17 protein-coding genes are annotated in these 16,761 nt (G+C 41.8%); 6 read left to right on the top strand and 11 right to left on the bottom strand.

What is annotated here, in order from left to right:
- Nucleotides 1–60 precede the first annotated feature (60 nt).
- A complete protein-coding gene (ispH, locus tag F957_RS18470) occupies nt 61–1,011 on the bottom strand; it encodes a 4-hydroxy-3-methylbut-2-enyl diphosphate reductase (RefSeq protein WP_016542743.1) in 951 nt (316 codons plus the stop codon).
- Nucleotides 1,012–1,114: 103 nt separating this feature from the next.
- Here ispH and gmk point away from each other — a divergent pair, with 103 nt between their 5' ends.
- From gmk to bfr, 6 genes are all read left to right on the top strand, one after another.
- Nucleotides 1,115–1,738 carry a guanylate kinase gene (gmk, locus tag F957_RS18475; RefSeq protein ID WP_016542742.1) on the top strand — a complete coding sequence of 208 codons (624 nt, stop codon included), beginning with the start codon at nt 1,115–1,117 and terminating at the stop codon, nt 1,736–1,738.
- Nucleotides 1,739–1,808: 70 nt separating this feature from the next.
- Nucleotides 1,809–2,087, top strand: a complete 279-nt coding sequence (gene rpoZ / locus F957_RS18480; RefSeq protein ID WP_004803954.1) for a DNA-directed RNA polymerase subunit omega — start codon at nt 1,809–1,811, stop codon at nt 2,085–2,087.
- A gap of 328 nt (nt 2,088–2,415) precedes the next feature.
- Entirely contained in the window at nt 2,416–4,539 is a 2,124-nt protein-coding gene (locus F957_RS18485; RefSeq protein WP_016542741.1) for a RelA/SpoT family protein, read from the top strand.
- A 159-nt stretch (nt 4,540–4,698) separates the two neighbouring features.
- Entirely contained in the window at nt 4,699–5,079 is a 381-nt protein-coding gene (locus F957_RS18490) for a RidA family protein (protein WP_004657462.1), read from the top strand.
- 183 nt (nt 5,080–5,262) lie between these two features.
- Nucleotides 5,263–5,457, top strand: coding sequence for a bacterioferritin-associated ferredoxin (locus tag F957_RS18495; RefSeq protein WP_004776027.1), 195 nt, complete (start codon nt 5,263–5,265; stop codon nt 5,455–5,457).
- 245 nt (nt 5,458–5,702) lie between these two features.
- The gene (gene bfr, locus F957_RS18500) at nt 5,703–6,167 is read left to right on the top strand and encodes a heteropolymeric bacterioferritin subunit Bfr (RefSeq protein ID WP_016542740.1); all 465 of its coding nucleotides are present in this window, start codon (nt 5,703–5,705) and stop codon (nt 6,165–6,167) included.
- 68 nt (nt 6,168–6,235) lie between these two features.
- Here bfr and F957_RS18505 read toward each other — a convergent pair whose 3' ends face one another.
- The 10 genes from F957_RS18505 to F957_RS18550 all read right to left on the bottom strand — a co-directional run bounded on the left by F957_RS18505 (nt 6,236) and on the right by F957_RS18550 (nt 16,730).
- Nucleotides 6,236–7,876 carry a PglL family O-oligosaccharyltransferase gene (locus F957_RS18505; RefSeq protein WP_016542739.1) on the bottom strand — a complete coding sequence of 547 codons (1,641 nt, stop codon included), beginning with the start codon at nt 7,874–7,876 and terminating at the stop codon, nt 6,236–6,238.
- A gap of 82 nt (nt 7,877–7,958) precedes the next feature.
- Nucleotides 7,959–8,717 carry a TfpX/TfpZ family type IV pilin accessory protein gene (gene tfpZ / locus F957_RS18510; protein ID WP_016542738.1) on the bottom strand — a complete coding sequence of 253 codons (759 nt, stop codon included), beginning with the start codon at nt 8,715–8,717 and terminating at the stop codon, nt 7,959–7,961.
- Nucleotides 8,718–9,116: a prepilin-type N-terminal cleavage/methylation domain-containing protein gene (locus F957_RS22070; RefSeq protein WP_016660119.1), complete on the bottom strand. Its 399-nt coding sequence runs from the start codon at nt 9,114–9,116 to the stop codon at nt 8,718–8,720. It abuts the gene before it with no gap.
- Nucleotides 9,117–9,414: 298 nt separating this feature from the next.
- Nucleotides 9,415–9,834: a pilin gene (locus F957_RS18520; RefSeq protein ID WP_378319713.1), complete on the bottom strand. Its 420-nt coding sequence runs from the start codon at nt 9,832–9,834 to the stop codon at nt 9,415–9,417.
- A 442-nt stretch (nt 9,835–10,276) separates the two neighbouring features.
- The gene (locus tag F957_RS18525) at nt 10,277–10,837 is read right to left on the bottom strand and encodes a TPM domain-containing protein (protein WP_016542735.1); all 561 of its coding nucleotides are present in this window, start codon (nt 10,835–10,837) and stop codon (nt 10,277–10,279) included.
- Nucleotides 10,831–11,901 (bottom strand): TPM domain-containing protein, encoded by a 1,071-nt coding sequence (locus F957_RS18530; protein ID WP_016542734.1) that lies wholly within the window; start codon nt 11,899–11,901, stop codon nt 10,831–10,833. Before F957_RS18530 ends, F957_RS18525 begins: the two co-directional genes overlap by 7 nt.
- 36 nt (nt 11,902–11,937) lie before the next feature.
- Nucleotides 11,938–12,528, bottom strand: a complete 591-nt coding sequence (locus tag F957_RS18535) for a LemA family protein (RefSeq protein WP_016542733.1) — start codon at nt 12,526–12,528, stop codon at nt 11,938–11,940.
- 179 nt (nt 12,529–12,707) lie between these two features.
- Nucleotides 12,708–13,598: a metal-dependent hydrolase gene (locus tag F957_RS18540; RefSeq protein ID WP_016542732.1), complete on the bottom strand. Its 891-nt coding sequence runs from the start codon at nt 13,596–13,598 to the stop codon at nt 12,708–12,710.
- Nucleotides 13,599–13,712: 114 nt separating this feature from the next.
- Nucleotides 13,713–15,119, bottom strand: coding sequence for an MFS transporter (locus tag F957_RS18545; protein WP_016542731.1), 1,407 nt, complete (start codon nt 15,117–15,119; stop codon nt 13,713–13,715).
- A 189-nt stretch (nt 15,120–15,308) separates the two neighbouring features.
- Nucleotides 15,309–16,730 carry an FAD-dependent oxidoreductase gene (locus tag F957_RS18550; protein ID WP_016542730.1) on the bottom strand — a complete coding sequence of 474 codons (1,422 nt, stop codon included), beginning with the start codon at nt 16,728–16,730 and terminating at the stop codon, nt 15,309–15,311.
- Nucleotides 16,731–16,761 lie beyond the last annotated feature (31 nt).

Below are 16,761 nucleotides of genomic sequence, written 5' to 3'. Positions count from 1 at the left end.
CCCAAAAAAAACGGATGGAGTGTCATCCATCCGTTTCTAGTTCACATTTTTCTAATAAAATTAGGCTTGTATCACTTGGATACGCAACTCTTTTGGTAGGCTAAAGGTAATGTTTTCCTCACGCCCTTGTAGCTCTTTGGGGGGTGTTGCACCCCAATCTTGTAAACGCTGAATGACTTGTTTAATTAAAATCTCAGGCGCTGATGCACCTGCTGTGACACCAATTTTACTGTCCTGTTTAAACCAAGCTTTTTCAAGTTGATCTGCATTATCGACCAAATAAGCAGACTTGCCCATCCGCTCAGCCAATTCGCGCAAACGATTTGAATTTGATGAATTCGGAGAGCCGACCACAAGAACCACATCACATTGCTCAGCCAAATCACGTACCGCATCTTGACGGTTTTGTGTGGCATAGCAAATATCATCTTTACGCGGCCCCTGAATCAGAGGAAATTTGGTTCGTAAAGCATCAATCACTTTAGCGGTATCATCAATTGAAAGTGTGGTTTGAGTGACAAATGCGACTTTTTCAGGATGCTTGACCATGAGCGCTTCGACATCTTGCTCATCTTCAACCAGATAAATCTCACCACCTCGAGACTTATCATATTGCCCCATGGTGCCTTCAACTTCTGGATGACCTTCATGTCCAATCAGAATCGCTTCCGTCCCTTCGCGTGCATATTTGGTCACTTCGATATGCACCTTGGTGACCAATGGACAGGTTGCATCGAAAACTTTTAAACCACGGCGATCCGCTTCTTGCTGTACCGCTTTAGATACGCCGTGCGCACTAAAGATCACAATCGAATCATCAGGCACTTGATCCAACTCATCCACAAAAACAGCACCACGCTGGCGTAAGTCATCAACCACAAATTTGTTGTGTACCACTTCATGGCGTACATAAATTGGTGGGTTAAAACATTCAAGCGCCCGATTGACGATTGCTATAGCACGGTCAACACCAGCACAAAAGCCTCGTGGATTGGCCAACACGATTTCCATAACATCCTCTCTCATCATCTGAATTTTTACACCAAACTATTTCGTTTAATGGCACGCTACACTACAATAGCCAAGATATTTTATCATATTCAGGAAAAATATCATGTCGGGTCTCTTGTTTGTCGTTTCTGCAGCTTCAGGAACAGGCAAAACATCTTTGGTCAAAGCCCTACTCGATCGAGTCAGCAACTTACACGTTTCTGTCTCACATACTACACGTGGTCAACGACCTGGCGAACTCGATGGTGTTCACTATCATTTTACCAGCAAAGAAAGCTTTTTAGCACAAGTGGATGAAGGCGGTTTTATCGAATACGCTGAAGTCTTCGGTAATTATTACGGCACCTCTCAAGCCAAAGTTAAAGAACAACTACAACAGGGTCATGATGTTTTACTCGAAATTGATTGGCAAGGTGCTGAACAGGTTCGTCGACTTTTTCCTGAATCAAAACAAATCTTTATTCTCCCTCCAACACAGTATGACTTAAGACAGCGCCTGTCTAATCGCGGTACAGATTCTGTCGATGTGATTGAGCATCGCTTAAGTTGTGCAGTCGAAGATATGCGTCATTTTGCCAGTTTTGACTATGTCATTATTAATGATGATTTCAATAAAGCCGTGCATGACTTGGAAGCAATTATTACTGCAAACCGTTTAGTGACCTTACAACAAAGCGCTCGCCATCAACAATTAATCGAAAACTTGATTACCCTTAATCGCGAATGACTTGAGTCTGACCGAAAAGCCTTTTATACTACTCAGTCTTTTCAAATGTAATGTTCAAACGAGACAACTTATGGCACGTGTAACCGTTGAAGATTGTTTAGACCATGTAGATAACCGCTTCGAGTTGGTACTGGTGGCGAGTAAACGTGCACGTCAATTGGCACGTCAAGGCATGGAACCAACTGTAGAGTGGGACAATGACAAACCAACCGTAGTTGCATTACGCGAAATTGCGATTGGCCATGTCACCAAAGAAATTTTAAAACAACGCGATCAAGACTACCAAACATCAAATCTTGATATGGTATTGTCTACAAATTCATTGAACTTAGAAGGTTTCACTTTCTAAATCGAATTTGTTATGCGAAAAGCCCATTGTGAATACTTTGGGCTTTTTTCTTTCTTGCAAAATTCAGCGCATATTGATAAAAGCAATATCCGTCATTGAAAAAATTTACGAGTTTTTCTAATGAACAAATTGACAAGTTTGTCAATTTGCTTTTCATTAGAAGATAAGCGTAATGTTTGTGAGTACTTGCGCTAGGAATGAGTCTTCAATGCGATCCCATAGATTAAGCACATGAAGATTGTACTGAATCACAAAAGCATTCATGCAATAGATCGTTAAAGTATCAACAGACAGATGATTACTGAATTCAAGTTATAAAAGGTGTTATATGCCAGGCGAAGAAGTCAGCCAAGCGAAGCAGCAGCTCAAAGCAATTATTGAAGCCTATCTCAAAGATAGTGACGTTCAACGTGTGCTTGCTGCCTGTGATTTTGCTGATCTAGCGCATAGCGGTATTACACGTAAAAGTGGTGAGCCCTATGTATTGCATCCGATAGCCGTCAGTTGCATTTTGGCACACATGCGTCTTGATGCTGAAACGTTGATGGCTGCACTTTTACATGATGTGATTGAAGATACTGAATTTACCAAAGATGAAATTGGGCAGAAATATGGTGTCGTCGTCGCCGAACTGGTCGATGGCGTCACCAAGCTCAGCCATTCCAGCGATAAAGAATATAACAAAGCTGCATCATTCCGAAAAATTCTGCAAGCGACTCTACAAGACCCTCGTGTCATTATTATTAAACTGGCTGACCGTTATCACAACATGACCACCTTGGGCGCGTTGCGTCCAGATAAGCGTGCACGCATTGCCCAAGAAACCCTCGATATTTTTGTGCCAATGGCGCGTCTGGTCGGTATGAACGAGATGGCGGATAACCTTGAACATTTATGTTATCAAAATCTTGATTTAGACATGTTTAATGATGTGCAAACCGCATTATTGGAAACCAAACCAAAACGTTGTGAATACCAAGCGGTTTGGGAGCAAAAACTTTCTGAACTGCTAAAAGCCTATGACCTCAAGGGTCGAATTAAAAAGAAAAACAACAATATCGAATTACTGCGTCATTTTATTAAAAATGAAATCGACTTAAATGAACTTAGCCACAGCCATGCCTTTGAAATTATTTTACAAAGCATTGCTGACTGCGACCGCCTGGTTGATGCGCTAAAAGACAATTTCCAAGTTTTGCAATATCGCGATCATATTCGCCGTCCTTTACCCGGCGGCAACCAATCGCTCATGATCCAGTTGAAAGGTGAGAAAACCACACTTTCATTGACCATCCAAACCGAATTGATGCGTAAAGCAGCCCGTTTTGGTGTTGTCCTTGGTGAAAATGCACCGCAAGCCTGTCGCTCAGCGATTCAGGCGTCTATGCAGAACTTGAACACCTTAATTGATAGCGGTTGTGCAAAAACCACCTTTAGTGATCTACTCGATTATTTGCACCAAGAAAAAATTTGGGTCTATACCCCACATGGACAATTGCACGAATTACCGCAAGGTGCCACGGTGGTTGATTTCGCCTATTCAGCCAGCCTGTTCTTGGGTAACCATGCGGTAGGTGCCAAAGTCGATGGTGAAATTCGACCATTATCCACCCCACTACATAGCGGCCAAGTGGTTGAGATCATTACCGATGTATTGGCAACACCAAATCCAGATTGGCTCAGCTTCATTAATACGCAAAAAGCACGTCGGGCGTTACAGAATATTCTGAGAGAACAAGACATCGATGAGCAACGCTTAGTCGGACAACAGGCCTTAAATCGTGCCTTAAAACTGTTTCAGCGCTCAATCAATGATCTTTCCCCAACCGATTGGATCAATGTACTTGAATGGCGGCATTTAAGCAGTAAAGACACCTTATTTGAACAGATTGCAGTCGGTGACCTATTACCACAGCTGGTTGCCAACCATTTATTTGCACAAGACTATCATTCACAGCACCAAGATGCTTCCGATCGTTTAATCGTCGGAACAGAAGGCGTTGATGTCAAATATGCGCATTGCTGTAACCCAGTATTGGGTGATCCAATTCAAGGACATTTGTCGCGACGTGGCTTGATTGTGCACCGTTCCCGTTGTCGGAACTTATTACACGAACAGCATCTGCATCCTGAAAACATCATGCCGCTACATTGGCAATCTGAAGAAATTGATGATGTTCGTTTTAGTGCCTATCTATGCATCCATATGGCCATGAACGATGAACAAATTTCTGATTTGATCTACCAATGCCGTAAAGCCAAAACCGGCGTAGAAATGGTGCACTCGCAAGACCAAAAAACCTATGTCAATATCGTGGTCAGCAACCGAAATCAAATTGCTCAAATCATTCGAGATCTGCGTATGCACTTTGGCTTCCCACGTATTGAACGCTTAAATATGCCGATTGTTCAGCCTGAAGTTGCAAAATTAGCCACCGCCAGCTCAATCTAAGCGCACTGTTCCCATTCAGCGTTCTCGCTGTTTATAGACAGAAAAGTGCAAACAAAAACCTCCTTCATGGCGACTACACAGTATTCAGCTCTTTCGTCGCTATGGTTTTGTGTTAAAGTCACATGGATTTAAGATAGAAAAACGACATAGGAGAGCTAAATGTCACGCCAAGTTATTCATACTGAACACGCCCCTGCTGCTATCGGAACCTATTCTCAAGCAATTTTGGTTGGCAACACGCTCTATCTCTCTGGCCAGATTGGTTTAGATCCGTACAGTATGGAACTTGTAGAAGGCATTGAAGCTCAGATTCGTCGCGTATTTGATAACTTAAAAGCGGTTTGTACTGCTGCAGGTGGTAGTCTGGCAGACATCGCGAAATTGAATATTTTTCTAACTGATCTCTCCCACTTCCAATTGGTCAATCAGATCATGGGAGAATACTTTGCTCAACCTTATCCTGCGCGTGCAGCATTGGGTGTTGCCAGCTTACCCAAAGGTGCCTTGGTTGAAATGGATGGGATTGTGATCATTCCATAAGCATTTTTTTAAATTTATATTTATCAAAAAGATATAAATCATCAAAAATATCGCCGATCAGGCGGTATTTTTTTATTCAAATTCCCAATAAGAATATATTCATTGTTAGAATGAAATTCATTGACAAACGATAATAATTATCAATAATATCAATTATCGCATTTATATTTGTGGCTCACTCCCATGTATGTTTGTTTATGTCGTGGAATTACAGATCAAGATATCAAAGACGCCGTTGCAAATGGCGCCGAGAGCTATCGTGAAATCCGTGACCTACTCGATCTAGGAACATGTTGTGGTCGTTGTGCTCCTGAAGCACGTGCTATTATCAGCGACGAACTTGCTGAAATCGCTGCGCGTATTTCTATAGCTGCCTGATTTATCTTCAAAATTATTCCTCCAATTCAACTCGTGTTTTACGACTCCACCGCTTCCTGTAGAACCTAAAAAGTTCCTCATTTAAGCGGTTTTTTTATAAAAATCATAACCATATCAGGATGTTTTTGATTGTGATTTTCATTTGCCGTTCTATAAATTACTCGCCAGACGATTCTTTGTTGATTAAAATAGAATAAATTGCCTTAGCAACTAGGGCATCACTTGGTGTTTTTGGAGTAAGTGCAATGAAAGGCAATCGCGAAGTTATCAATCAGCTCAATCAAGTGCTGTACCACCATTTAACTGCGATCAACCAATATTTCTTACATTCTCGTATGTTTAATGATTGGGGAATTGAACAATTAGGTTCAGCTGAATACAAAGAATCTATTCGCCAAATGAAACATGCAGATAAAGTGATTGAGCGCATTTTATTCTTAGAAGGCTTACCGAACCTACAACACTTAGGCAAGCTCTATATCGGCCAACATACTGAAGAAGTTCTGAATTGCGATATCCGCAAGGTCAAAGAAAACATTGAAGCCCTCAAGCAAGCCGTTGAACTTGCAGAAGTAGAACAGGATTATGTGACCCGTGATTTGGTTCAAGAAATTCTAGAGAAAGAAGAAGAGTATTGGGATTGGCTCGACACCCAACTAGATCTGGTTGAGAATGTAGGGATCGAGAATTATATTCAAAGCCAAATCTAATTAAAATCATGCTTCAATCCCAAATATAGTTTGGATTGAATAAAAAAAAGCCCTGTACAGGGCTTTTTTTAGACTGCTCGTTTATTCATTTCAACCACTTCTGGCAAGCTGAGTGTTTGCTTATACAACTGCCGTAAAATGAAAAGTTGCTGTTCCGCTTCTTCAAATTTGTGATTATACGCAAGCAACTGTGCATACTTCTTCAAGTTATAAGGCGTCGCCTTATTTTTAACTAAGGCATCAATCTGCTTCAAATCGCTGTCTGACATTCGTGTTTGCGGTTTTAGAGCAATCCAATCAAGCCGTTGTTGAAATTGAGTCAATAATAAAATTTTAGAACTTCCGAATATCTCTACTGTTGGTTGCTGCTTTTTAAAGACTAAACGGCTATTTTCTTGGAAAAGCTTATAGTCACGCCAAATCAGCACTAAAACAACCAATGCGATCAACCAGATTAAGCGAATAACGTTTTTATTTAGCGTCACCGCTTTGAGCTTAGGTGTTTGTGCTTGAACTAAACCTAAGAGAAACCCCATAGGCAGTAGGAAATACGCATAACGTTGCGGAAACTCCAGCATGGCATGAATCAGAATTGCAGCAACCATCATGATTGCAATCACGGAAGTGCTGTCCTTGGCATTTCGATCTAACCAAAAAAACCACAGGCCCATATAAGCAATAAGCAACAGTCCAATTGGCAAACCATTCCACACCAAGATATCGAGCAGCACATTATGTGCACTGATCACCCATTCATGTGAAGGATGCAAGTTGAAAATACTGATTTGCGCAACACTGGTCTGATTCCAGCCATAACCAAACCACGGCTGCTCTTTCAACGCTAGCAACATTTGCGTCCAGATATCAAAACGTAAATAGCCAGAACTAGCACGTTCAGCCAGACTACTGGTTTGAATCAACTCTGAATTTGAAAAGGTTTCAATAAGATTGGTCAGCTGTGGTAAGCCCCAAGCCGCAATCACAAAAAAACCCACACACCAGATCCAAAGCTGAGCAAAGCTAAAGCGAGGTTGCTGCTTGTACTGCTTATACATCCAATAGAATAAGATAAATACGCACACCACCCACGATGTTCGAGATTGAGTTAAAGCCACCGTAAATAGAATCAATAAACTCGCTGGTAATAACCAATACGAGGCCATAACTCTTTTTTCATAAAGATATAATGCGCCCATCAACCCCATAATCAAAAAGGTTGCCAAATGATTTGGCTGGCCAAAGTTTGCATAAGGCCGATCCCCTTTGAGTTGCATGATGCCATTAATGGCGCCACCCAGGCCGCACCACTGCACGATCGCCATGACACTACAGACTATCGCGATACCCAATAAGAGTTTAGAAAACTCCTGCATGAGAGATTCACGTTGATCGGTCTGCAAAGAAAGATTGTAGCCAAGTACAATCATCAGCCAAAAAGCAAAAATATAGGTGCTACTTAGGAGTGCTGTGCTAAAGTCATTCACTAATCCAAAGCCCCATTGCAGCATTGGAACAACAATAATCGGCGCAATTAAAAGCTGTGCTCTTGGCACTACAATATTTTTATTTAAATAAATCGCTAGTAATACCCATCCAGCCCCAAATGCAGCGAGCTCACCAGAGAAAGTCACCCAAGGATAGACATGAAATGGAGAAAGCCAAGCAAAAGCTATCAAAATGCTGGCGAGGAAAAGGCAGAGATATCGCATACGTTGTACATGGAAAAAAGGCTTGGTGAATTATATCGCCAAGCCTTCTGCTACAAACTAAATATAAGATAAAAACTACAATTTACTTCCCTGGACGCAAATCAACAATTTTAACCACTTCACCTTTTTCTTTATTTATGAGAACCGTCATATCAATAACATTTGTTTTCAGTGGTAGAAATGCATCTGCTTGTGGATACTTAGACAAAATTAGTGAGGTATTGGCATTATATGTTTCTAAATCCTGTAAAGCGAATGCTTGTGCTGACAAAGCTTGTCGAGCGTTATTCATAGAATCATACAGTTCTGGTTTTTTTACCGCTAAATTCATTCCCATAAAATCATAAAACCGTAACTCTTTACCCTTTTGTGTTTCGATATCTGGTCGTTTTACACTCACAAACTGCGGCTTGCTAACAATGCGGCTTTGATAAGCGACAGCGGCTTTTTTCTCACTCTCCAGATCAACCTCATTCGCTCTAACCAGATAGAAACTATCTTGGTCAAAAGCAATCCACAATGGACGACTTTGATAAATATTAAAAACCCCATAAATGAGAGCAATACATTGTATGATCACAATCACACTGAGATCGAATTTTAAGGTTTTCTTGCCCTTTTTATACACCAAGAAGGTTAATAAAGGACCAACAACAATATCAATACCAACCATCATCAAAAAGATGGGCGTAATTTTTGTAGCAATCTCTAAAGGTGCGATAAACCAGACTTTATAAATAATAAAGGCACAGACCAACCCAACTAAAGCACTTAAACTTAAATGTACCGCAAATGCTTTAAATTTATCCCTCAACATACTCCCCTCAATCTTTTGTATCATTTATGATAAACCCGCACCTTGCTTACACTGTTGAAGCGTTGCTTTTGCTGCATTCGATGTATTTGCTGAATAACTCAGACCACCATTAATATCCACACTCACCGTCACTTGGCAGAATGCATCCGCAAAAGTTAAAGTTGCTGGTGCATTTGATATTATTGGATTCGGTACAGATGATAATTCTGTTGTAGTTGATACTTTTTGATTAATTACGCTACAACTACCTGCCTCAAGAATACACATTTGTAAATTAATCGCTTGACTAGAAGCGCCATGCATTACTGATGCGCCATGTGAAACCACAATATATTCACGATATGCCGGTATAGCAATAGACGCTATTATCCCAATAATAGCCACTACAATCATCAATTCAATTAATGTAAATCCCCTTTGCATATTAAACTCACCAACTGATTTTTTAATAATATTACAAATTTCATGCCATTAAATTTATCATATATTTTCAATAACTTAGATTTAAAAAATATTCATAATATTTAAGGTGCGTAAATAAGTAACATTTTATGTCACATACAACCATAAAATTAATATCATCTAGCTTTTATTTAGCATTCAAAATCACATCATCGGGGTATACGCTAAAACTTATATTTAAATAACTAAAGTATATTTTTTATAAAAACAAAAAAAGCTCCACCTTATAGTGAAGCTTTTTTTATTTAGATTAAACTTATTATAAGTTAGCACCTTTTTGACATTGTGGTCCTGTAGAAACAGTACCTGTAGCAGCAGCTGAATACGTTACTGCACCTTCGTTGTCCACAGCAGCAGTCACTGTACAGCCTTTATTAATACCGACAACACTAGCGCCACTTTGTTCTGCTGGAGCAGCAGTTAAGTAAACTTGAGTTTGTGAAGTCGCTGCCGCTGCTGCAATAGCAGTAGTACCTGGATTTGTTGCTAGTTCGGTACAGCCAATACCTGTTTGCACGCATGCTTGAACTTTAGAAACATAGTTGTTTGCACCACCAATTGCCGCACCACCATAAGAGGTTGCTACATATTCACGATACGCAGGAATCGCAACTGCCGCCAAAATACCAATAATCGCCACAACGATCATCAATTCGATAAGAGTAAAACCCTTTTGCATTGATTTCATAACATTTCTCCAATGAGTATTTTTTTATAAGCTTTTTTCAGCTATTTAGTAATTAGCATGTTTTATGCCAGTCCTTAGCTTAGCTAATTTTAACTTAAAAAAACAGGGACTTAAAAGAAATTCACCCTGTACAAAAGAAGATCAAATCAGACATTTTCAGAAAAAAAATGACAATTAACGTCATCTTTACTGCTTAATTATTCGTTTTTTTTGCTAACGAATTTGACTACTTTCTACTTGTATGCAAATTGAGCGACTCAATTCACAAAAAAAATATTTTTAATTATTTTATTTTTTCTCGCCGTTTATCGGAAGCTGGCTGCAAAGGCCATGGAAGTGACTGCCGAACAAGCACATACAGAACATTCTGCACACTAATTGATTTCATTAAAAATCTCAAGCGCTATTTCTACTCGAAACACTCAACGCTATTTTAGTTTAGGATAATTGGTTCATTTGGCAATTCATTCTGATCATTTGGTTCGGTTTTTACATAATACTGATCTAAGACCTGCCCAATTTCCGTTACGCCATTATTCACAGCCTGTAAATAGTGCTTTTGAGCCAAGAGCAGTACGATGCTTTGACAGATCCCATTCCATGTTTCTATTGGCGTGGCATTTTTTAAACCACGATCAATCACAATCTCGACTTTACGCTCGCATAGATTGAGATAGAGCAATACACCACTATTTAGCTCGGTGTCCCAAACTCCAAGCTCGGCAAACAGTTGTTGCGCGCGTAAACGGGTATTTTGGTGATAGGCTTGTGAACAAGGGATATGCCCTTCGATCACCACCTGAATCTCGCCGACATGGCCCTTTTCAGCTTGCTGGACGGCTTTGGCAATCTCGACTCGATCTTGCTTACTAAAATAACGATGTGCAGAGGAGACATAGAGAAAGTGCTTAAACCAGCGCTTTATGCTCGGTTGCACCTGCTCATCCAGTTTCGGCTGAGTAATAATCTGTGTTGTATCTGTCTTGGTTACCATGAGCCTGATGCTCCTCCCCCGCCAAAGCTGCCGCCACCGCCACTATAACCACCGCCGCTGCCACCACCGAATCCTCCACCTCCGCCGCCGCGACCACCACCCGATAGAAAAGCTTGGAAAATAAGTTGCGCCAATGAGGTAATCAGTAAAAAGAAGATTCCGACACCGAGCAATAAACTCATGACCAAACCTGCACCGTTGACGAGACCAGCAACGGTTGCAGCCACGGCAGCGGTGGAAGCACTCAAACGATTACCGACAATAAACGAACCGACCACACCCGCAATCAAGATAAACAGTGCCATAGTCAAGGTATTGTCTTTGGCCTGCTGTGCTTGGATTGCTTGTTCATGCCGATCTTTCAATTCTTGTGCGGCTTGTTGTGCAATTTCAGGGTCTAAATTGACGATACGGCTAATTTCATCCAAACCTGCTGCAATCCCTTGAGCATATTGCCCCTGTTTAAAATAGGGGGTAATTTGATTGCGGATAATTCGACTCAGCACCACATCAGGCAATACGCCTTCCAGACCATAACCTGTCAAGATTTGAATATTACGGTCATTGACCGCAATTGCCATCAACAAACCATTATCGCGCTTGGCTGAACCCAACTGCCATTTCTCTCCTGCACGCAAAGCAAAATCAAAAATGGCTTCTTGCCCAGTGGTTGGTACGATAATCACCCCGATTTGCGCTTTGCCTTGCTGATACAGACCCAAAATTTTCTGGTTGAGCTGCTGCATTTCAGCATCACTCAAGACTTTGGCCTGATCAATCACAGGTTGGTTTAAGGTCGGCAAACCACGGATGGATTCACCTTCGGCCATATCATTGGCCACTTGCGCTAAAGCTGCTGTTTCTGGCTGCTGAGGTGTTGTCGATGAGGTATTTGCTTTTTGCTGTTGTTGAATAATCTTACCCGCAACAATCACATCGCTTTGATCGGTTGCAGTTGCGACTTCAGCCCAAACCGTATGTTGGAAAAGCAGTGTCGCAAAAACGATGCTTAAAACAGGTAAAATCTTCTGTTTTAAGTGCTGCTGCTTAAACAGGTTCAACATACGGCAACTCCTCACAGTTCAGAACAATTTCACAGATTAATTAAATGAAACTGTCGGTGCTTGCTGTGCAGATTGTTCCGCCTTGAAGTTTTCTTTGGTTTTCATGCCAATCACTTTAGCCGTCATCACTTGCGGGAACTGACGTACATAAGCGTTATAGTCTTGAACCGTGGTGATATAGCGGTTACGGGCAACTGCGATACGGTTTTCAGTGCCCTCAAGCTGTGCCTGTAAATCACGGAACTGCTCATTGGCTTTCAGGTCAGGATAGTTTTCTGACACGGCAATCAAACGCGATAAAGCACCCGTCAATTGGCTTTGCGCCTGTTGGTATTTCTCGAATAATGCAGGATCTTCTAGCACCTCTTTATCGACTTTTAAACCTGCCACATTAGAACGTGCCTGAGTGACTTCGACCAACACTTGCTCTTCATGTTTGGCATAGCCTTTCACCACATTGACTAAATTCGGTACCAAATCGGCACGGCGTTGATATTGGTTCTGCACTTCAGACCAAGACGCATTCACGGCTTCATCTTTGACCTGCAAAGTGTTATAGCCACAACCAGTAAATAACAAGGTACTTGCCAATACGGTTGCCAGTGCAGTTTGTTTGATGATTTTCATAAAAATTTATCCTCAAGTTTTTCTTTATATTTTTGCGATAATTCATTGTAATGGGATTTTTTGTCAGCTGTGTAACATTTATTAAAGTTGATTTATGGGTCTTTAAATAAAAAAGGCATTACCCAAGCAAGCTTGAAGTAATGCCGCGCTAAGCACAAACGTTGTGATTTGAATTGAAATTAACTATAAATTTTAGATGCTGTTTCTTCTTGAAAACTTGCCATCCCATATTCATCGGCCATACGCGCTTTCCAGTAATTCACCAATGCACTGTAATCATGTTTGGCAGGATGAAAATCCGCTTGATAATACGATAAATACTCGGGTATCAACTGCAGTAGCATTTTACTGAGTAAATACATACCAAATAGATTGCCACCGAGTTTCGGCAAGCTCTGCCATTTATCTTGCCAAATCAAACGCGTAGTCGCATAAAAAGTCAAACTGGCAAAGCCTGTCGTGACACTGCGCATCAGTAAACGGCGAATACGGTCATCACCGTAGACATCTTGGTAAACATCAAAAGCCACCGAACGATGCTCGATTTCTTCAATCGCATGCCAGACCCACAGTTTCATGGCATCATCATCCAAGGTACTGAGAATTTCAGGATGCTTGAGAATGTAGCCACCTAACATCGCGGTAAAATGTTCAAAGGCACAGGTCAAAGCCAATTGTAGTTTCGGGTGGATATTACGCAGTGCATCATCGCGCTTGGCTAACCATGCCTGAAAACGATCAAGATTATAATCCTCACGTCGCCAAGCATCATTAAACTCCGTATGCGCTTTGGAATGCATCGCCTCCTGCCCAATAAAAGCCGCAATCTGCGCTTGTAATTGTGGGTCTTGTACTTTGTCTCGGACATTACGCACACTATTGACAAAATACTGCTCTCCAATCGGGAAAGTTGAAGACAGTGCCGTGAGTAAATGTGACATTACTGGGGAATTGGCAAAATAATGACGTTTGATTTTGTTCGGATTAAATTGCAAACGTCGTACTGTAATTCCCAAGGCTTTGGGACGATTTAAATAAGTTTTTTCTACCTTCGCATTTGCAAGAGCCATCTCGATTGCCTGCATCATTTTCTAGACTGTGTTCGAGTATTACGCTGTAAAAAATCCATGCACAGGGCAAAAAAGCTTACAAAACTTGCCAAAACTACCAAAATGATGACTGGTCTAGGTCGATGAGATCGGTGCGATACATTCTTGTTTAATTTTTCTTAAGCTCCACATCGCCGCAAGAAATAGTCCGCCCATGATCGCCACCACCACATGGAATGCCAATAGCTGCGCCTGCGCCATCGAATAATGCAAGCTTATCACTGCCCATTTGATCATAAACGCAGTCAGTGTCCCCAATACAGCAATGCCAAAAGTCAGCCCAAGCTGTCTGAGCATATTTAAAATTGCCGCAGCAAAGCTAGCATCTGCCTGCGATACCGCATGTAAGCTCAAAGTACTGGAACTGGGTACAATCAATCCAATGCCTGCTCCCATCAGGCCGCTTAAGCCCATAAACAACAGATAAGAAGAATTACTCTGGAAACTGATCATTGCGATCAAGGCGATTCCAGAAATGAATAACCCTATTCTGAGTAAGGGCAATGCACCATAACTTTGCTGTAACCGACCAAAGCAAATAGAAACCAGCGCCTGCATCAGAAATTGTGGGGCGATCAACCAACCAGCTTGAGCCGCGCTTAAATGAACCTGTTCCTGATAAAACAAGGCAAAGACAAATAAGGAGCTATAGCCTGCAAACCCCAATAGAAAAGAGATCAGATTAAAACGTAAAAAAATGCGGTTATGGAATAAATGACGTGGAATCAGCGGATGCAAAGCGTGTTTTTGATGTCGAATAAAAATCAGCGTAAACGCCACCGAAAGTAGGAAACTAAAAACAATTAAATACCCTATATGTGCTTGCTGAACCATGATAATGCTATAGGTCAAGGTGGCAATCGCAATCACGCTATAGATCAGCCCCAAATAATCAAAACTGATTTTTTGCTGATATTGATCGGCGGCAATACCTTTCCAGCCCAAAAATAAGGCCAATAACCCAACTGGCAGATTCAACCAGAAAATACTTTGCCAGCCCAAATAATGCACCATCAGGCCACCCATCAAGGGCCCAACAATCAAGGCAAAGGCACTGAATGAACTCCAGTTGCCAATTTCCCGTGCTTTGCGATTGGCTTGGGTAAAATGATGTACAATGATCGCCAAAGTCAATGGAATCAACATCGCACCTGCGATGCCCTGAATCACTCGCCCAATAATCAAGATGCCAAAATCTGGTGCTGCGGCACAAATCACCGAGCCTAAAATAAAGATCCCGACACCGACCAACCACAAGCGTTTACGCCCCAACCATTGGCTTAAAGCCCCCACTGCCAACATCAAACTCGACATACTCAACGCATAGCTATCAATCACCCACTGTAAATCGGCGAGATGACTATTGAACTGTGTCTGAATTGCGGTTAAAGCCAGATTGACACTGCTCAAATCCACCAAGCAGAGAAAGGTACTGGTATACAGTGCCGCAATTAACAACCGATCATTGAGTTTCGATGTCATTATTTTATCCACTCAGCAAAAAATCAAAAATGAGAATTATTATCATTAATAGCATAGCAAGGTATTGACTGCTTGTTAAAGTTTTTATTTTCATAGTCCATAAGAACACATACCATCAGCCATCGACAAAATAAAAAAGCCCAAGCACGAGGCTTGGGCTTTTGAATAACTTAAATATGCAAAATAGGTTTATACACCAAGATAATCCAAGATGCCTTCAGCAGCTTGACGACCTTCCCAGATCGCGGTGACCACCAAGTCAGAACCACGAACCATATCTCCACCTGCGAAGATTTTTGGATTCGAAGTCTGGAATTTAAATTCTTGCTGTTCAGCCGCAACCACACGGCCTGAACCATCTAAACTCACATTCGCACCACCGAACCAGTCTGCTGGGCTTGGACGGAAACCAAAGGCCAATAATACGGCATCTGCTGGTAGAATTTCTTCAGAACCCGGAATTGGTTCAGGGCTACGACGGCCACGGCTGTCAGGCTCACCCATTTGTGTAGTGACCACCTTAACGCCTGTGACTTTGCCATTTTCACCGACAATTTCAATTGGCTGGCGGTTGAACAGGAATTTTACACCCTCTTCATAGGCATTCTTCACTTCACGTGCAGAACCCGGCATGTTGCTTTCATCACGGCGATAAGCACAAGTTACATCATGCGCACCTTGACGTAATGAAGTACGGTTACAGTCCATGGCCGTATCACCACCACCTAGAACGATCACCTTTTTACCATCGACACTGATGTATTCGCTTGGATCTTTTTCCCAACCTTGGCAACGGTTCACGTTGGCAATCAAGAAATCTAAGGCATCGTAAACACCGTCAAGATCTTCACCAGGGAAACCACCTTTCATATAGGTATAAGTGCCCATGCCCATAAACACGGCATCGTATTCCGCAAGCAATTGCTCGATGGTCACATCCACACCAATTTCAGTATTTAAACGGAATTCAATGCCCATCCCTGTGAAAATCTCACGGCGACGTTTCATCACATCTTTTTCCATTTTAAATTCTGGAATACCAAATGTGAGTAGGCCACCAATTTCAGGACGCTTGTCAAATACAACTGGTTTAACCCCACCACGCGCCAAAATATCCGCACAGCCTAAACCTGCAGGACCTGCACCAATGATCGCCACTTTCTTATTGGTCCATTTGACCCCAGACATGTCTGGACGCCAGCCCAAAGCGAAAGCAGTATCATTGATATATTTTTCCGCATTACCAATCGTGACTGCACCAAAACCATCGTTTAAAGTACATGCACCTTCACAAAGTCGGTCTTGTGGGCAAACACGACCACAGACTTCTGGCAAGGTATTGGTTTGATGGCACAGTTCAGCTGCTTGGAAAATCTGACCTTCTGCAATGAGCTTTAGCCAGTTTGGAATGTAGTTATGAACTGGACATTTCCACTCACAATACGGGTTACCACACCCTAAACAACGGTGGGTCTGGTTTGCAGCCACTTCCGCGGTAAAAGGTTTATAAATTTCCACAAACTCTGCCTTGCGGACAGTAATATCTTTTTTCTCTGGATCTTGGCGTGCTACATCCAGAAATTGAAAGTCATTATTAAGGCGCTCTGCCATGTCTCTCTCCGTGGGTAGGCGCAGTGATGTC

It is taken from the genome of Acinetobacter gyllenbergii CIP 110306 = MTCC 11365 (assembly GCF_000413855.1).
Taxonomy (GTDB): Bacteria; Pseudomonadota; Gammaproteobacteria; order Pseudomonadales; family Moraxellaceae; genus Acinetobacter; species Acinetobacter gyllenbergii.
This window is presented reverse-complemented; position numbering and strand designations above follow the sequence as displayed.